Origin of the sequence: Bilophila wadsworthia ATCC 49260 (assembly GCF_000701705.1) — a bacterium.
Taxonomy (GTDB): Bacteria; Desulfobacterota; Desulfovibrionia; order Desulfovibrionales; family Desulfovibrionaceae; genus Bilophila; species Bilophila wadsworthia.
This window is the reverse complement of record NZ_JNJP01000003.1, coordinates 22,780-36,651: the sequence shown is the minus strand read 5'-3', so window position 1 is coordinate 36,651 and position 13,872 is coordinate 22,780. Positions and strand designations below refer to the sequence as shown.

General features: G+C 58.7%; 9 protein-coding genes and 1 tRNA gene. 7 read left to right on the top strand and 3 right to left on the bottom strand.

Annotated features, from left to right (window positions below):
* Positions 1-33: 33 nt before the first annotated feature.
* Both T370_RS0102220 and T370_RS0102215 read right to left on the bottom strand, forming a co-directional pair.
* A complete protein-coding gene (locus tag T370_RS0102220; RefSeq protein ID WP_005028962.1) occupies positions 34-1,167 on the bottom strand; it encodes a DUF362 domain-containing protein in 1,134 nt (377 codons plus the stop codon).
* Positions 1,168-1,319: 152 nt separating this feature from the next.
* The gene (locus T370_RS0102215) at positions 1,320-2,078 is read right to left on the bottom strand and encodes a carboxymuconolactone decarboxylase family protein (RefSeq protein WP_005028960.1); all 759 of its coding nucleotides are present in this window, start codon (positions 2,076-2,078) and stop codon (positions 1,320-1,322) included.
* Between the two features lie 383 nt (positions 2,079-2,461).
* Between T370_RS0102215 and T370_RS0102210 the strand changes: the two genes are divergently transcribed.
* The 6 genes from T370_RS0102210 to T370_RS0102180 all read left to right on the top strand — a co-directional run bounded on the left by T370_RS0102210 (position 2,462) and on the right by T370_RS0102180 (position 11,386).
* Positions 2,462-3,364 (top strand): AraC family transcriptional regulator, encoded by a 903-nt coding sequence (locus T370_RS0102210; RefSeq protein ID WP_005028954.1) that lies wholly within the window; start codon positions 2,462-2,464, stop codon positions 3,362-3,364.
* A 338-nt stretch (positions 3,365-3,702) separates the two neighbouring features.
* Positions 3,703-4,338, top strand: a complete 636-nt coding sequence (locus T370_RS0102205; RefSeq protein WP_029434582.1) for a TetR/AcrR family transcriptional regulator — start codon at positions 3,703-3,705, stop codon at positions 4,336-4,338.
* Positions 4,339-4,485: 147 nt separating this feature from the next.
* Positions 4,486-5,844: an MATE family efflux transporter gene (locus tag T370_RS0102200; protein ID WP_005028948.1), complete on the top strand. Its 1,359-nt coding sequence runs from the start codon at positions 4,486-4,488 to the stop codon at positions 5,842-5,844.
* Between the two features lie 222 nt (positions 5,845-6,066).
* Positions 6,067-8,529 (top strand): ATP-binding protein, encoded by a 2,463-nt coding sequence (locus T370_RS0102190; protein ID WP_029434581.1) that lies wholly within the window; start codon positions 6,067-6,069, stop codon positions 8,527-8,529.
* Positions 8,514-9,929, top strand: coding sequence for a sigma-54-dependent transcriptional regulator (locus T370_RS0102185; RefSeq protein WP_029434580.1), 1,416 nt, complete (start codon positions 8,514-8,516; stop codon positions 9,927-9,929). Before T370_RS0102190 ends, T370_RS0102185 begins: the two co-directional genes overlap by 16 nt.
* A gap of 173 nt (positions 9,930-10,102) precedes the next feature.
* The gene (locus T370_RS0102180; protein ID WP_029434579.1) at positions 10,103-11,386 is read left to right on the top strand and encodes an ABC transporter substrate-binding protein; all 1,284 of its coding nucleotides are present in this window, start codon (positions 10,103-10,105) and stop codon (positions 11,384-11,386) included.
* 403 nt (positions 11,387-11,789) lie between these two features.
* Here T370_RS0102180 and T370_RS0102175 read toward each other — a convergent pair.
* A tRNA-Asn gene (locus T370_RS0102175) sits at positions 11,790-11,865 on the bottom strand.
* A gap of 500 nt (positions 11,866-12,365) precedes the next feature.
* Here T370_RS0102175 and lysS point away from each other — a divergent pair.
* Complete coding sequence (gene lysS / locus T370_RS0102170; protein ID WP_227328635.1) at positions 12,366-13,871, top strand: lysine--tRNA ligase; 1,506 nt, start codon at positions 12,366-12,368, stop codon at positions 13,869-13,871.
* Position 13,872: the final 1 nt, after the last annotated feature.

Below are 13,872 nucleotides of genomic sequence, written 5' to 3'. Positions count from 1 at the left end.
GCATCCGCATCATGGCCGCCCGCGAACGGCGCCTTACACCGTGATCAGTTCATAATCCCGCGAACCCATGCCGATGGATTCGGCATACTCAACCTGATGCCAGCCCCGCGTATTCGGATGCAGCGCCGAGAACTTGTCGTAGCCGCAGGAGTGCGCGCCGTGCTCGCCCAGCGGAATGAGGCTGTGCGCTTCCTTCACCAGATCGAAACAGGCCGTGTCCAGCGCTACGGGGTCCTCCGAAGCGAGGATACCCAGATCCGGGACAATCGCCGGCTCGGACCATCCGGCGCAGTCGCACTGCGGCGTCACGTTGAGCAGGAAGTTCAGGTAGCAAATGCGGCCTTCCTTGCCCTTCACCGCGCCATAGGCGTATTCCGCCATGCGCTCGGCGAAGTCGGAATACTCGTTGGGCGTGTCGACGCCGATGGCCCCCTGTTTACATGCCGTTACGCATTCGTAACAACCGATGCAGCGTTCCTTGTCGATGACGGCATGGCGGCCCTTCTCGGCTTTTTCCAATGAAAGCGCGCTCCTCGGGCACAGCGGTACGCACTGCCCGCAGCCGATGCATTTCGGGTAGATCACGACGTTTCTGCCGTGCTGATCGATTTTCCCGGCCTGCGGGGCGCAGCCCATGGCGAGGTTCTTGATCGCGCCGCCGAAACCGCCCATCGCGTGCCCCTTGAAGTGGGACAGAACGACCATCGCATTGGCGGAAAGGAACGCCTGCGCAATCTTGACCGAAGCGAAATGTTTCAGGTTGACGGCCACTTCCTCGTAGCACTTGCTGGTCACGCCGTCGGCCATGATCACCGGAGCGTCCACGACATAGGGCGTAAAACCGTGGCGATACGCCGTTTCCAGATGATCCACGGCGTTATGGCGGGTGGACTTGTAGAGCGTGCAGGTATCCGTCAGGAACGGGCGGGCCCCCGTCGCCTTCACGCAATCCACGACCTGCCGCACGAACGTCGGGTGCAGGTAGGTATCGTTGCCCGCTTCGCCGAAGTGCAGCTTGATGGCAACGACCTCATCCTCGCCGACCGTGCCGAGCGGCTTCACCTTGTCCGCAAGCCCCACGGCGTCGCAGAGCCGCTTGATCTTGGCGAGCCGGTGATCGGAAGGATTTTTTACAGCAAGTTTTGCCAGATAAACGGGAACAGACATACTTTCTCCTTGTTTGCAAACTGCCCCGCCGAGTACGGCGGGAACTCCGGCACCCGGTGCGCGGCTCACAGCGAAGCCCTCATGCACACCGGGACACTCTCAATACGGAAGGGAAACCACGCCTCCTGAACGGGAAAGCGGGCGAGCCCCCGCTAGTTTTCCGGGATGACCGCGTTGACGCACCCGAGCGCGTTCAGTGTCCGGGGGAATCCGATATACGGCAGGCAACACGTCAGCGCGTCGATCAGGTTTTCTTTCGTGTTCCCCACATTCACGTTGCCCTGCACATGGCTCTTGACCTGGCTCTCGCACCCGCCCAAAGAGCTGATGATGCAAAAGGTCAGGATTTCGCGGGTCCGCAGGTCCAACCCCTTCCGCGTATACACGTCCCCAAAGCAGAATGCCGAGAGCATGTCGCGGAGGAGATGCCGCTGGTTCTGCGGCGTGCTCTTGTGCATGGCGTCTATCGCCGCTCCGAAAATGGACTTCTGCACTTTGACGCCCTGCATGAAGCGGTCGTCTTCCGTTACCGTCTTCTGCGAGGCCACGGGCAGCGGGATGCGTTTTTCCCTGAAGACCTCATTGACCAGCCGGAGCGCTTTTTCGGTCTTGGGGAACCCGATATACGGAGCGCACTGGTACATCGCTTCCTTGATTTCCTCGGGCGTCGCCCCGACCTGCAAGGCCGCGCCCACATGCGGGGCGAAGCCGTCCAACGTCTGGCTAGCCGTCAGGACGACCAGCGTGATCAGCTCCTGCATTTTGGCGTCGAGCGACCCGTGCCACGCGACTTCGCCCCAGATGAGGCGATCCCGCATCTCGGCGAAATCCGGATCGGTCGCCTCTAAAGGAGACCGGGCGTTTCCGAAACGTTCCAACTGTTTCTTTTCGGCCAAGGCGGCTCTGCTCATGTTCTTGCCTCCGTTTGGAACCTGCTGCGTAGGGGAAGAAGCCGCGATTGCCGCGCCGGACAACAGCAAACAAAACAATGCGGCGAAAAGCCCACAAGAAATGTTCCTTTTTTTGTGTGCAGGCATATGCGACCTCCCATCATGTCAATGCGTTGAAAGCGGCCCGGATACCCGAGGCCGGAAGGGAAAACGCTGCGGGCATGGCGTGATTTCCCTATGGGTGCACCATACGCTCCCTAATGGAGAACAGAAGATACGATCCTCTCTTATTCTTGCCTGATTCTCTCGCGGTGCTACCCAAAGAGGTCGGAGTGTGGTATCAAAAAACCGAACCCTGAAAAGGATTTTTCTTTATTCCATGCAAAAACAGAGGATTATGCCATATGATGGAAACGGGGAGTGGAGAGACGGCAAGAACCGCCAGCCTTTTGAAAGAGAAATTGCTCCAGCGGGCGCCCGAGCACGGGAAGTATCCGATGGACATCGAAGGGCTGGTCATCACGCGGCGGCATGAAGCCAACAGGATTGAAACCTGCTTCTCCAAGCCTTCCGTCAGCGTGATCATTCAAGGCTCCAAGCGGACCATGCTGGGCTCCGAGGAGTACTGCTACGGCGAAAACCAGTGCCTCGTGGCCGGGGTGGACATGCCGAGCTCCTTTTACGTCACGGATGCCAGCCCTGAGCGGCCCTTTCTGGCGCTGTGCCTTGATCTGGACAAGTACCTGATCACCCGGCTCGCGGCGGAAGTCCCGCCGCCCTGCGCGACCGGGGCCTGCTCCTACAAGGGGCTCTCCGTCGCGGACGTTGATCCCGATATCCTACATGCGTTCCTGCGCCTCGTCGAGCTTCTCGAGAAACCGGAGCAGATCCCCATACTCGGGCCGCTCATTGTCCGCGAAATCCATTACCGCCTGCTCATCGGCCCCCAAGGGGAATTCCTGCGCCGACTGAACACCCTCGGCACCCAGAGCAATCAGATCGCCCAAGCCATCACGTGGCTGCGGGACAATTACAGGGAACCGTTGCAGGTCGACAAGCTGGCTCAGAAGGTAAACATGGCCACCTCCACGTTCCACCGCCATTTTAAGGAAGTGACGACGCTCAGCCCGTTGCAGTTCCACAAGCGGCTGCGCCTGTACGAGGCCAAGCGCCTCATGCTCACGGAAAGCAAGGATGCCTCCAGCGCGAGTTTGGCCGTCGGCTACGAGAGCCCTACGCAGTTCAACCGGGAGTATAAGCGGCTGTTTGGCGAACCGCCGCACAGGGACGTGATGAGGATGCGCTGAGGACGGCGGCGCTTGCGCACCTCCCCCGCGCCTTTCCCCTGAGTGGTGGGAGTGCGGTGGGATCACTCAAAAAAACGGAAAAAAGCCCCTTCCGAGCATATCGGAAGGGGCTTTTTTCCGGGTACGGCATTCGCCGCCCCACTGTCCCTCACCTAAAGAATGTACCGCGTTGGCTGCGGCATAGGTATTCCTTTCCGGCAATAAGGCGGCTCTTCCGGATCGTTCCGCACGGGGCACATAGAGAGATAATTTCTTTACAATACATATGGATATACACTTTTTAGAGAAAAATCCCTTCCGTTATTGCCTTTATAGACAGATCAGTCTAAAAATCATCCATGCAAAATCACGCGCAAGACGCCAAAGGCCGTGGCCGCCCGCCCAAGCAACGCGGCGACAAACTGCTGACCCGGGAAATGCTGGTCCACGTCGGGACGGAAGTGCTGACGGAAAAAGGCTATTCCGCAGTGGGGGTCGACGAGATATTGCAGCGCACGGGTATTTCGAGGTGTTCTTTCTACTACTATTTCAAGACAAAGGAAGGGTTCGGCGCGGAACTCATAGACCGCTACAGGCTCTCCATCACGCAAAAGCTGGAGCGTTGCCTCTCTGACACGTCCCTGTCCCCTCTGGGCAGCCTCCGGGCCTTCGTCGGCGAAGTGCGGGACGAGATGGCGCGGACCGATTGCCGTTCCGGTTGTCTGGCCGGAAAGCTGGCGCAGGAGGTCAACACGTTGCCGGAAAACTTCCGCGAGCAGCTTTCCGCCGTCTTCGCGGAGTGGCAGGATGTTTTCGCGCACGGCCTCAAACGTGCCCAAGAGACTGGAGAAATATCCCCGGAACTGGACTGCGCCTCTACGGCGGCCTTCTTCTGGTACGGCTGGGAGGGGGCCCTGCAGCGGGCCAATCTGGAATTGAACATCAAACCCGTCGATATCTTCATCGGCAATTTCTTTTCCCGGCTGACGGGATAAGCCTAACGTCTCCATGAATCGGCAAGCGGCCGAACAGCTTCCGGCGTCCGTCAATAACGCCGGGGTCTCCGGTTTTTGCCTCTATCCGGCCCACTCACACAGCCCGGCTTCCCGCCGCCGGCAACGTTTCAAAAAAGGATATGCCTCATGGCTCACGCGGACCCCTCCAGCGAACTGGCAACGAAACCCCTCGGCAGGCTTCTTTTACGTTTCGCCATCCCGAGCATTTTTGCACAGATCGTCAACCTCCTCTACAACATTGTCGACCGCATTTTCGTCGGCAGGATACCGGAGATTGGCCCACTGGCGCTGGCCGGGCTCGGCGTCGCCTTCCCCATCATCCTGATCATCTCGTCCTTCTCCTTCCTCGCGGGCATGGGCGGCGCGCCGCTCGCATCCATCGCCATGGGGCGCGGCGACAATGCAAAAGCCGAGCGCATCCTCGGCAGTGCCTGCGTGTTCCTCCTCGCCATGTCGGTCGTGCTCACGGTGTTGTGCTTCTGGGCCATGCGCCCGATGCTGCTCATGTTCGGGGCAAGCGAACAGACCATCGGGTATGCGGTCGACTATTTTTCGCTCTACCTGCTCGGCACCCCGGCTGTGCAGCTCTCGCTGGGCCTGAACTACTATATTTCCTGCCAGGGCTTTGCCAAGACGAGCATGATGACCGTCCTCATCGGGGCGGCCCTCAACATTATCCTCGATCCGATATTCATCTACGGCCTCGATATGGGCTGCAAAGGCGCGGCGCTCGCCACGATTTGCAGCCAGGCCGTCAGTGCCGTCTGGATCTTCGCCTTCTTCTTTGGCAAACGCACGATTTTGCATTTCCGCAGGCAATACCTGCGGCTGGACCTCAAGGAACTTGTGCCCGTCATCCTGCTCGGCCTTTCCCCGTTCTTCGTCCAAGTGACGGACTGCATCGTCCCCTTGGTCATGAACGCCGGGATGCAGCAATACGGCAACGACTACTACGTCGGCACCATGACCGTCATGTTCAGCATCGAGCAACTGCTGCGCCTGCCAGCGGACGGCCTGTGCCAAGGCGCCGTGCCCATCATGAGCTATAACTACGGCGCGGGCAAACCCGAACGCGTGAAGAAGACCTTTTTCCTCATCCTGGCCTTTTCCTTCGGTTTTACCACCATCGCAAGCTGGCTCATCCTGCTCTTTCCCAAGACCTTCATCATGCCGTTCACCGATTCCCAGCGGCTCATCGAAATCACCATCCCCGCCATACGCATATACTTCGGGGGCATGATGTTCATCGGCGTCCTCTACGCCTGCCAACGCACATTCATGGCGCTGGGGCGCACCAAGCTCTCCCTCCTCGGGGCCATGATGCGCAAGCTCGTCATCCTGCTCCCGCTCTGCTTCATCCTCCCCAGGCTCGGCTACGGGACGGACGGCCTGCTTTATGCGGAATGCATCGCCGACGTCCTGGGCTCCGCCATTGTATTTGCGATTTTCATTTGGAACTTCAAATCGATGCTCAAAACCCCCTAACGGTATAAAAGGCCTTCACAGGCGTTTCGGCGTCCCGCGCGATTTCCTGATCCTTATCCGTATACGGCGTAAGGTCCAAAGCGGCAGAGGCGGAAGGCCGTTTCGAATCATTGGCAGAAGGGGCGGGCATGTTTTTCTCCTCCGCGCTTGACGCCCTCCCTTGAGTTACAGAGCGGACTCCCTTAGAATCATAGGACATACGCTCTTCTTTGGAGATTCACCGTGAAGCCGCTTGCCGCCCTCGCCAAAGGTATCTGCCTGTTCTGCGCCATTTTCGCGGCACAGGCGATGGCCTTTGCTGATGTGGCGGAGCGGACGGCACCTTTGCCCCCCGCCGAAGTTTTGATCATCAATTCTTTTCATTCCGGCCACTTCTGGGAATACAACATCATAAAGCGGATCTCTGAAGAGCTTGAAAATACGGAAACGGGCTTCCGTATACGCCTGCATTGCGAATATCTCGACTATGAACGCCATCCTCCCGGAAGTCTGGATAACGAACTCGTAAGCCTGTTTGCCCGAAAATACGCCGGGGTATCCCTCAAAGCCATCATTGTAACGGATAACGACGCGCTGGACTTCATGCTCGCCCACGGGAACCGCCTTTTCCCTGGCGTCCCCGTCGTCTTTTGCGGCATCGCGGATCCTCCCGCAGAGCTTGCCGAACGCCGGGCGCACTATACCGGCATTCTGGAAAATTTCTCCATCCACCGCATCCTTGAATCCATCCCCCTCGTCCACCCGGAAGCCCGCCATCTGGCCATCATTTGCGGCGACACGACGTCCGCCCGTACGGCATTGCGCCAAGCGGCCCCGGAACTGGCGGCAATGAAGCCGGGCATTGCCGTCCGGACTCTTGCGGCACTGCCCGCACAGGCCATGCAAAAAGCTCTTGAAGAACTGCCCCGGGATACGGTGCTCCTGAACTTCGGCTACTACCGCACAGCCGACGGCCAAAGCTATTCCATGAAGGAAAGCCTGCAACAGCTCCGCAGCTGGACCGACCTGCCCATGTATTCCCCGTGGAGTGGCCAGCTCGGCAAAGGGGTGCTGGCAGGCCAATGCGAATTCAACGAATTCCACGCCGTACATGCCGCGCACATGGTCCTGTCCGTTCTCGGCGGCACGCCACCGGATGCCATCCCGCTGCTGCATGAACCGTCCCCGTATCTCATTTATGATCATGCCGTGCTGACACTGTACGGCATCAGCGAAAGCGACCTTCCGCCGGATTCGGTCATCATCAACCGCCCCCTTTCGTTTTATGAGCAGCACCGGGCCGCTTTGCTGCCTGCGATGACCGTCATGCTGGTCCTTTTCGGCATCATCCTGTTGCTCATGTATCTGCTCCGCGTGAAACAGCGTTCGGAATCCCTGCTCAGACAGGAAAAAGCTGTGCTGGCCCAAGCGAACGCCCTTGAACGCCGCAGCCAGCTCGAGCGGCGTATGGAGGCCATCGGCCGCATGGCGGGAGGGATCACCCATGACGTGAACAATATCCTCGGAGGAATCGCCGCTTGCGCCCAGCTTGCCCTGCCTGAAATTCCACGGGAAAACCCGGCCTACGAGGACGTTTTGCATATCCTTGATGCCACTGTCCGCGGCAAAGATCTCATGAAGCAGATCCGCATGACCGACAGCACCAAAACGCTGGATGCCCGTTCCGAAACGCCGCTTGTGTCGAAATTGATACGGGAATGCGCGGAAACGCTTCAGCCGCAACTCCCTCCCCACATTTCCCTCAACGTGCGCAACGCCTGTCCCGAAGCGCGTATCCGGGCCGTATCCGTTGAGGTGCACCAAGTCCTCCTCAACCTGTGCCTCAACGCCATCCAGGCAATGCCGGATGGAGGCGAGCTCACCGTTTCCGCCGGGCTCTACGCCGTGGAGCGGCACCGTTCCGGAGACGAGCTTGCCGAGGGCAGCTATGTCCGCATAGACATTTCCGATACCGGGAAAGGCATCCCGTCGGGGCTCATGGAATTCATTTTTGATCCCTTCTTTACTACAAAACAGGAAAACGGGGGCAGCGGCCTTGGGCTCGCGCAAGTCCACAGCCTCGTCCAGCGTAACCGGGGAGCGGTGCGCGTGGCCAACCGTCCCTGCGGCGGGGCCCTCTTTTCCGTATTCTTGCCGCATGATTTTCCCTCTCCCGAACGGGATGATGCTGGCAAAGCAACCGGCACCCCCCTCTCCGAAACGGTATCGCCCGTCGATTCCATCCCGCAGCCGGTTGAAAACGGTTTCCCCACGGGCCAACCCCGCACCGCGCCGCCCGGCGGCACAGCCGGGGAAATCCTCGTTGTGGACGATGATCCGGGCATACTCTATCTTCTTGAAAAGCTGCTGAACCAAATGCGGCTTTCCGTCGTCACCGCCGCTGATGCGGAAACGGCGCTGTCCCTGTTCGAGAAGGGGATGCATCCGGCTCTCGTCATTACGGATCAAAAACTGCCGGGTATACAGGGCATCGCCTTTGCCCGCCTTGTGCGGAAACGTTTTCCCCGGATGCCGATCATTCTTTGCAGCAGCTGTTCGGCCATGCATGACGCGCAATCATGCCATATGGGAGCTGACGAGGACATACAGCGGTTCGTGAAGCCATTTGATCCGCAACGGCTGAAAGAGGCCGTGGACCGCGCTCTGCAACCCAAGACAGGAAGATGGATATGGCGCGCATTTTAGTCATAGACGATGATGAAACGTTCTCCTACGTGCTCAAGCGTGCCTGTAGCCGCCAAGGCCATGAGGTGATGCTCTCCGCCTCGGCGTGCGAAGCGAAAGAAGCCAGTGCCGGCATGTTCGACATTGTTTTTTTGGACATCAGCCTGCCGGACGGCAACGGCTTGTCCCTCCTTCCCCTGCTCCTAGGCAACGAAGGGCACCCTGAAGTCATCGTGATCACGGGACACGACAACCGTGACTGGCTGGAACAGGCACTTATGGCAGGGGCATGGGACTTCATCCGCAAGGACGACTCGCTCGACACCGTTTTCGCGGCTCTGGAGCAGGCGCTCCTTTATCATCAGAACCGCTGTGGTCCCCAGCTCTCCTCTTCCGGCCAGCGGACAACGCCTTTGAAGCGAAACAGGCTTGTCGGATCGGGCGCGGCCATCGGCCGTTGCCTGGAATCCGTGATCCAGTGTGCCGACAGCGATGTCTGCGTTTTGCTCAGCGGGGAAACCGGGACAGGCAAGGAGGTTTTCGCGCGAACCATCCACGAAAACAGCGGCCGCCAAAACGGTCCCTTCATCGTCGTGGACTGTGCGGCCCTTCCCGAGAACCTTGCCGAAAGCCTGTTGTTCGGGCATGTACGCGGCGCCTTCACCGGTGCGATTACACGTGAAAACGGCCTGATCCCCGAAGCAGACGGCGGGACGCTGTTCCTTGATGAAGTGGGGGAACTTCCCCTTTCGCTGCAAAAGGTCTTTCTGCGCGTACTTCAGGAAAAGCGCGTCCGCCCCGTGGGCTCCACACAGGAAACCCCCTGCGATTTCCGCCTGATCGCAGCGACCAACAGAAATCTCGAACACATGGTGGAGGAAGAATCCTTCAGGCGGGACCTTTTCTACCGTCTTCAGACCGTTCACATTCCGTTGCCGCCCCTGCGTGAACGCCAAGAGGACATCCTGCCTCTGGCGCACCATTTTTGCGCCCACTTCTCCGAACTCTACGCCCTCCCCGCAAAGCAGCTTGCCACGGGGACGGCTACGGCGTTGCAGTTGTACGGCTGGCCGGGCAACGTGCGGGAACTGTGCGGAGCCATGGAGCGTTCGGTCCTCACCGCGGGGCGGGCTTCCGTCATTTTTCCCCAACACCTGCCCACAGGCATCCGCATCCATGCCGCAACGCAGCGCTTAGCCGCGCTTTCCGTTCCAAAGGAAGAAAAGGGCTCCTCCGTTTCCGAAAGCGGCCTCCCCTCCTATGCCGAGTTCCGCGAACAGGTATGGCAAAAGGAAGAAGGCCGTTATCTGGCCCGGATACTCGATCAGACAGGGGGAAACATTTCGGAGGCGTGCGAGGTGACCGGGCTTTCACGCTCACGGCTCTACGCCTTGCTCAAACGCCACGGCCTCACGCGCTGATGTCCTGAAAAACAGGATTTCGGCGGTTCCGCCGTCTTCTTATCCAGGATTTCCGCATTCGCTCCGGTCAAGAAGAGCCGGTAACATACTGCCATCATAAAGGGGATCTTTGGAATCCTTCTTGCTTTGCGCAAGACAAAAACCGGGCGCCATACCCCGGCAAGGAGGAAATGATGAACAGATCCCAAAAGTTTCTCGGTATCACGCTGATGGCCTCGCTGCTTTGCGGTTTCACCCCCATGCAAAGCGAGGCCAAGGAGTACAAAATCGGAGGGATGTACACTTACGACTATCACGACGGGCGCCATGCGGACTGGGGGGAGTACGAGCTCCACGCCGCCAAGATGGCGATCGAGGACATCAACGCCTCCGGTATGCTCGGCGGAAACACACTCGACATGCCGCCCGAACTTGTCATCGATTACCATTGCTGGCCGGAAGGCGCAGCCGAAAAAGCCCGGTCACTCCTGAAGCAAAATATCATCGCCCTTACCGGCGTGGATTGTAGCGGCCCCGCCGTCCTCATCGCCAAGGAGGCCGAAAAATTCAAGACTCCTGTGGTGTCCGTCGGCGCCAACGCCGCAAGCCTGAGCTCCCCCACCGAATTCCCCTACTACTACCGCAACGTGACTCCGAGCACCAAATATGAAGGCTACCTCCTTGAAGTGGCCAAGCATTATGACATCAAGGAAATCGCCCTGTTCCACACCACTGACGCATGGGGTTCCGGCGCTGCGGCGGTTATCTTGAACGAAGCCGCCAAGCTCGGCATTGAGGTGAAGGCCTCCTACGGCTATTCGCGGAATACGCCTGTCGAGGAAGTCCAAAAGAGGATGGCTGCGGTCAAGGAGTTGGGGATCAAAAGTATTTTTATCACCATGCCCACGCCTGATACGGTCATTGCCTTCCGCACGCTGACCAACCTCGGCATGAACCAGCCCGGCTACAGCCTCTTCGCCGCCGAGATGACCTCAGCCGATGAAAGGCCCGATGCCATCAACGGTGCCTTCGGCTATCTTGCGCCCATGACCAAGCTCGTGCCCAGCAAGGCGCTCGACGAATTCGCCGCCCGGTTTTCAAAAAAAATCGGCAAGAAGGTGGACATGAATTCCAAGGCGTTCTTCTACGGCGTGCTTTCCTATGATCACATGATGGCCCTGGGCCTCGCCATGAAAAACGTCCAAGATCAAAAGCTGGAAATGAATGGCGACACCCTTATGGCAAGCCTGCGCGCCTTGTCATTCGATGGCCTTTCCGGACGCCAGAATCTGGCCCCGGGTACAAACGACCGCGAGATCATGGCCGTGGAAATCATGAATTGCCAAGGCTACAAGGAAGACGGCAAAACAGTCCGCTTCGTTCCCGTGGGATTCGTTGATTCCGTTACCGGCAAGCTCACCATCGAAGAGGACAAAATCCTCTGGCCCGGCAAGACCAGTACTCCGCCCAATCGCTGATCAGACGCAATAGATTCTTGCAGAGCAGCCGCCCGCAATACCGCAGGCGGCTGCTCTGGGAAATATGCTCCTCCCAAACGCTTTCCGCTGCTCTAGAAAGAGCGCTCCCCAAAGAGCCTTCCAGAAGGCACGCCCCTGTATCCCTCTCCCCTGCCGCACTTGAGAACGTTTCCCGTACGAGACCGGAAAAACCGCGACGGGCTGCGAGCCCTTTCAAAGGACATGGGGCAAAGAGTTGTGGGGAGGAGGGAATTTATGGCTCCATTTTCTCAAGAAGAAGAGGATGCTACCTATCCCCGCATCGGGAGCTTCATCATCGCATAAAGCGGAGAGAACGGAGGGCGGCATCGCCCCAGAAAACAGAAAGGGCCCTACAGCTTTCGCTGTAAGGCCTTGTACTTTCTGGCTCCCCGGGACGGACTTGAACCGCCAACCTAGTGATTAACAGTCACCCGCTCTGCCGATTGAGCCACCGGGGAATGAGGCACTCGTTGGTGCGAAAAGAGGTCTATCGAAATGCCCTCCTTCCGTCAAGCGTTTTCTCCGTTTTTTCTGAAAAAACTTTTTGACCCACGGCACGTCCTTGACTGTACAGCACAATTGGACTACGGCTTTGCGGATACAAACTGTGCGATCAGGTCCACAGGGCGCCACGGCCGGAGGGGGGGTCCCGCCGCCGCGGGCGGGAGGGCAACGCGAGAACGGAGAAACGGTCCCGCTGTCTCTAACCCGTTGGAACATTGCACGGCTTTCTTGTAGCATCGGTCACGCGCCGCAACAGGAAGCCTGTCCGCCAAAGCCCCGTTCTCGCCGCCGGATACGACCGCGTTTCTTGCCGTCCGGAAACGCGGAAAATTGTCACCGGTCGCCAATCGCTATTTTAATTGATGGAGAGATTCCCTTGAGCAGCCCGGAAACTACGCACCACAAGCCCGTCAAGCTTGCTACCAAATCAGCCCACGCATCCTATTTCATGCCCATGCTTCAAAGCCTCGCCGATAAAGACGAGCTCAACGAAGTCGTCAAAAACTGCGTGGTCAAATCCTGCGAACTCATGGATGCCGGGGTCCCTCTTCATCTCAATGGATTCGTGAAGACGCATGACGCCGGAGCCATCCGGGCCGAATACGAAGCCTGTTCCGCCACCGAACTCGAAGAACTGAACGAGTCGTTCACCTGTGCCGGACGCATCATCTCCCACCGCTCCTTCGGCAAGGTCGCGTTTTTCCATCTTATGGATCGCAGCGGCCGTATCCAGTGCTATGCGTCCAAAGACCTCATGGGTGAGGAAGCCTACAAACATTTCAAAAAGTTCGACATCGGCGACATCGTGGGCGTGCACGGGAAGCTTTTCCGCACCAAGACCGACGAGCTGACCCTCGCCTGTGATCAGGTCACCCTGCTCACCAAGTCGTTCCGGTCCCTGCCTGAAAAGCACAAGGGCCTCACCAACGTCGAAATCCGTTACCGCCAGCGGTATGTGGACCTCATCACCAATCCGAAGGTCCGCGACATTTTCCGCAAGCGCAGCAAAATCATCCGTACCTTCCGCGCCTTCCTTGAGGAACGCGGCTTTGTGGAAGTGGAAACCCCCATGCTCCACCCCGTGGCGGGCGGCGCGGCGGCGCGTCCGTTCATCACCCACCATAATGCGCTGGACATGGAACTGTACATGCGCATCGCGCCCGAACTGTACCTCAAGCGCCTCCTCGTGGGCGGCTTTGAAAAAGTTTTCGAGCTGAACCGCAACTTCCGCAATGAAGGCATCTCCATCCGTCACAACCCCGAATTCACCATGTGCGAATTCTACTGGGCCTATGCGACGTTTTATGATCTGATGGACCTGACCGAGGAACTGTTCTCCACCATCGCCACGGAAGTCTGCGGCAGCCCGATCATCACCTATCAGGGGACGGAACTCGACCTGACCCCCGGCAAGTGGCAGCGCCTCACCTTCCACGAATCGCTGGAAAAGATCGGCGGTCACTCCCCCGAATTCTACAACGACTTCGACAAGGTACTCGCCTACGTCCGCGAACGCGGGGAAAAGATCCTCAAGACGGACAAGCTCGGCAAGCTGCAGGCCAAGCTCTTTGACCTCGACGTCGAGCCCAAGCTCGTCGCCCCCACGTTCATCTACCACTACCCCACGGAGATCTCTCCGCTGGCGCGCCGCAACAAGGATAACCCGGACATTACGGACCGTTTCGAGCTCTTCATCATGGGCCGCGAATACGGCAACGCGTTCTCGGAACTCAACGATCCCATCGACCAGCGTATGCGTTTTGAACAGCAGGTCCGCGAGAAGGCGGCCGGCGACGACGAAGCCTGCGCGATGGACGAAGATTACCTGCGCGCGCTGGAATACGGTATGCCCCCGGCCGCGGGCGAAGGCATCGGCATCGACCGGCTGGTCATGCTCCTGACCGACTCCCCGTCCATTCGTGAAGTGATCTTCTTCCCGCTGTTGAAGCAGGAATCCTAAA

Coding starts and splice junctions, on each gene's coding strand:
- T370_RS0102220 (WP_005028962.1), bottom strand. CDS start 1,167: ATGTCTGTTCCCGTTTATCTGGCAAAACTTGCTGTAAAAAATCCTTCC.
- T370_RS0102215 (WP_005028960.1), bottom strand. CDS start 2,078: ATGAGCAGAGCCGCCTTGGCCGAAAAGAAACAGTTGGAACGTTTCGGA.
- T370_RS0102210 (WP_005028954.1), top strand. CDS start 2,462: ATGATGGAAACGGGGAGTGGAGAGACGGCAAGAACCGCCAGCCTTTTG.
- T370_RS0102205 (WP_029434582.1), top strand. CDS start 3,703: ATGCAAAATCACGCGCAAGACGCCAAAGGCCGTGGCCGCCCGCCCAAG.
- T370_RS0102200 (WP_005028948.1), top strand. CDS start 4,486: ATGGCTCACGCGGACCCCTCCAGCGAACTGGCAACGAAACCCCTCGGC.
- T370_RS0102185 (WP_029434580.1), top strand. CDS start 8,514: ATGGCGCGCATTTTAGTCATAGACGATGATGAAACGTTCTCCTACGTG.
- T370_RS0102180 (WP_029434579.1), top strand. CDS start 10,103: ATGAACAGATCCCAAAAGTTTCTCGGTATCACGCTGATGGCCTCGCTG.
- lysS (WP_227328635.1), top strand. CDS start 12,366: ATGCTTCAAAGCCTCGCCGATAAAGACGAGCTCAACGAAGTCGTCAAA.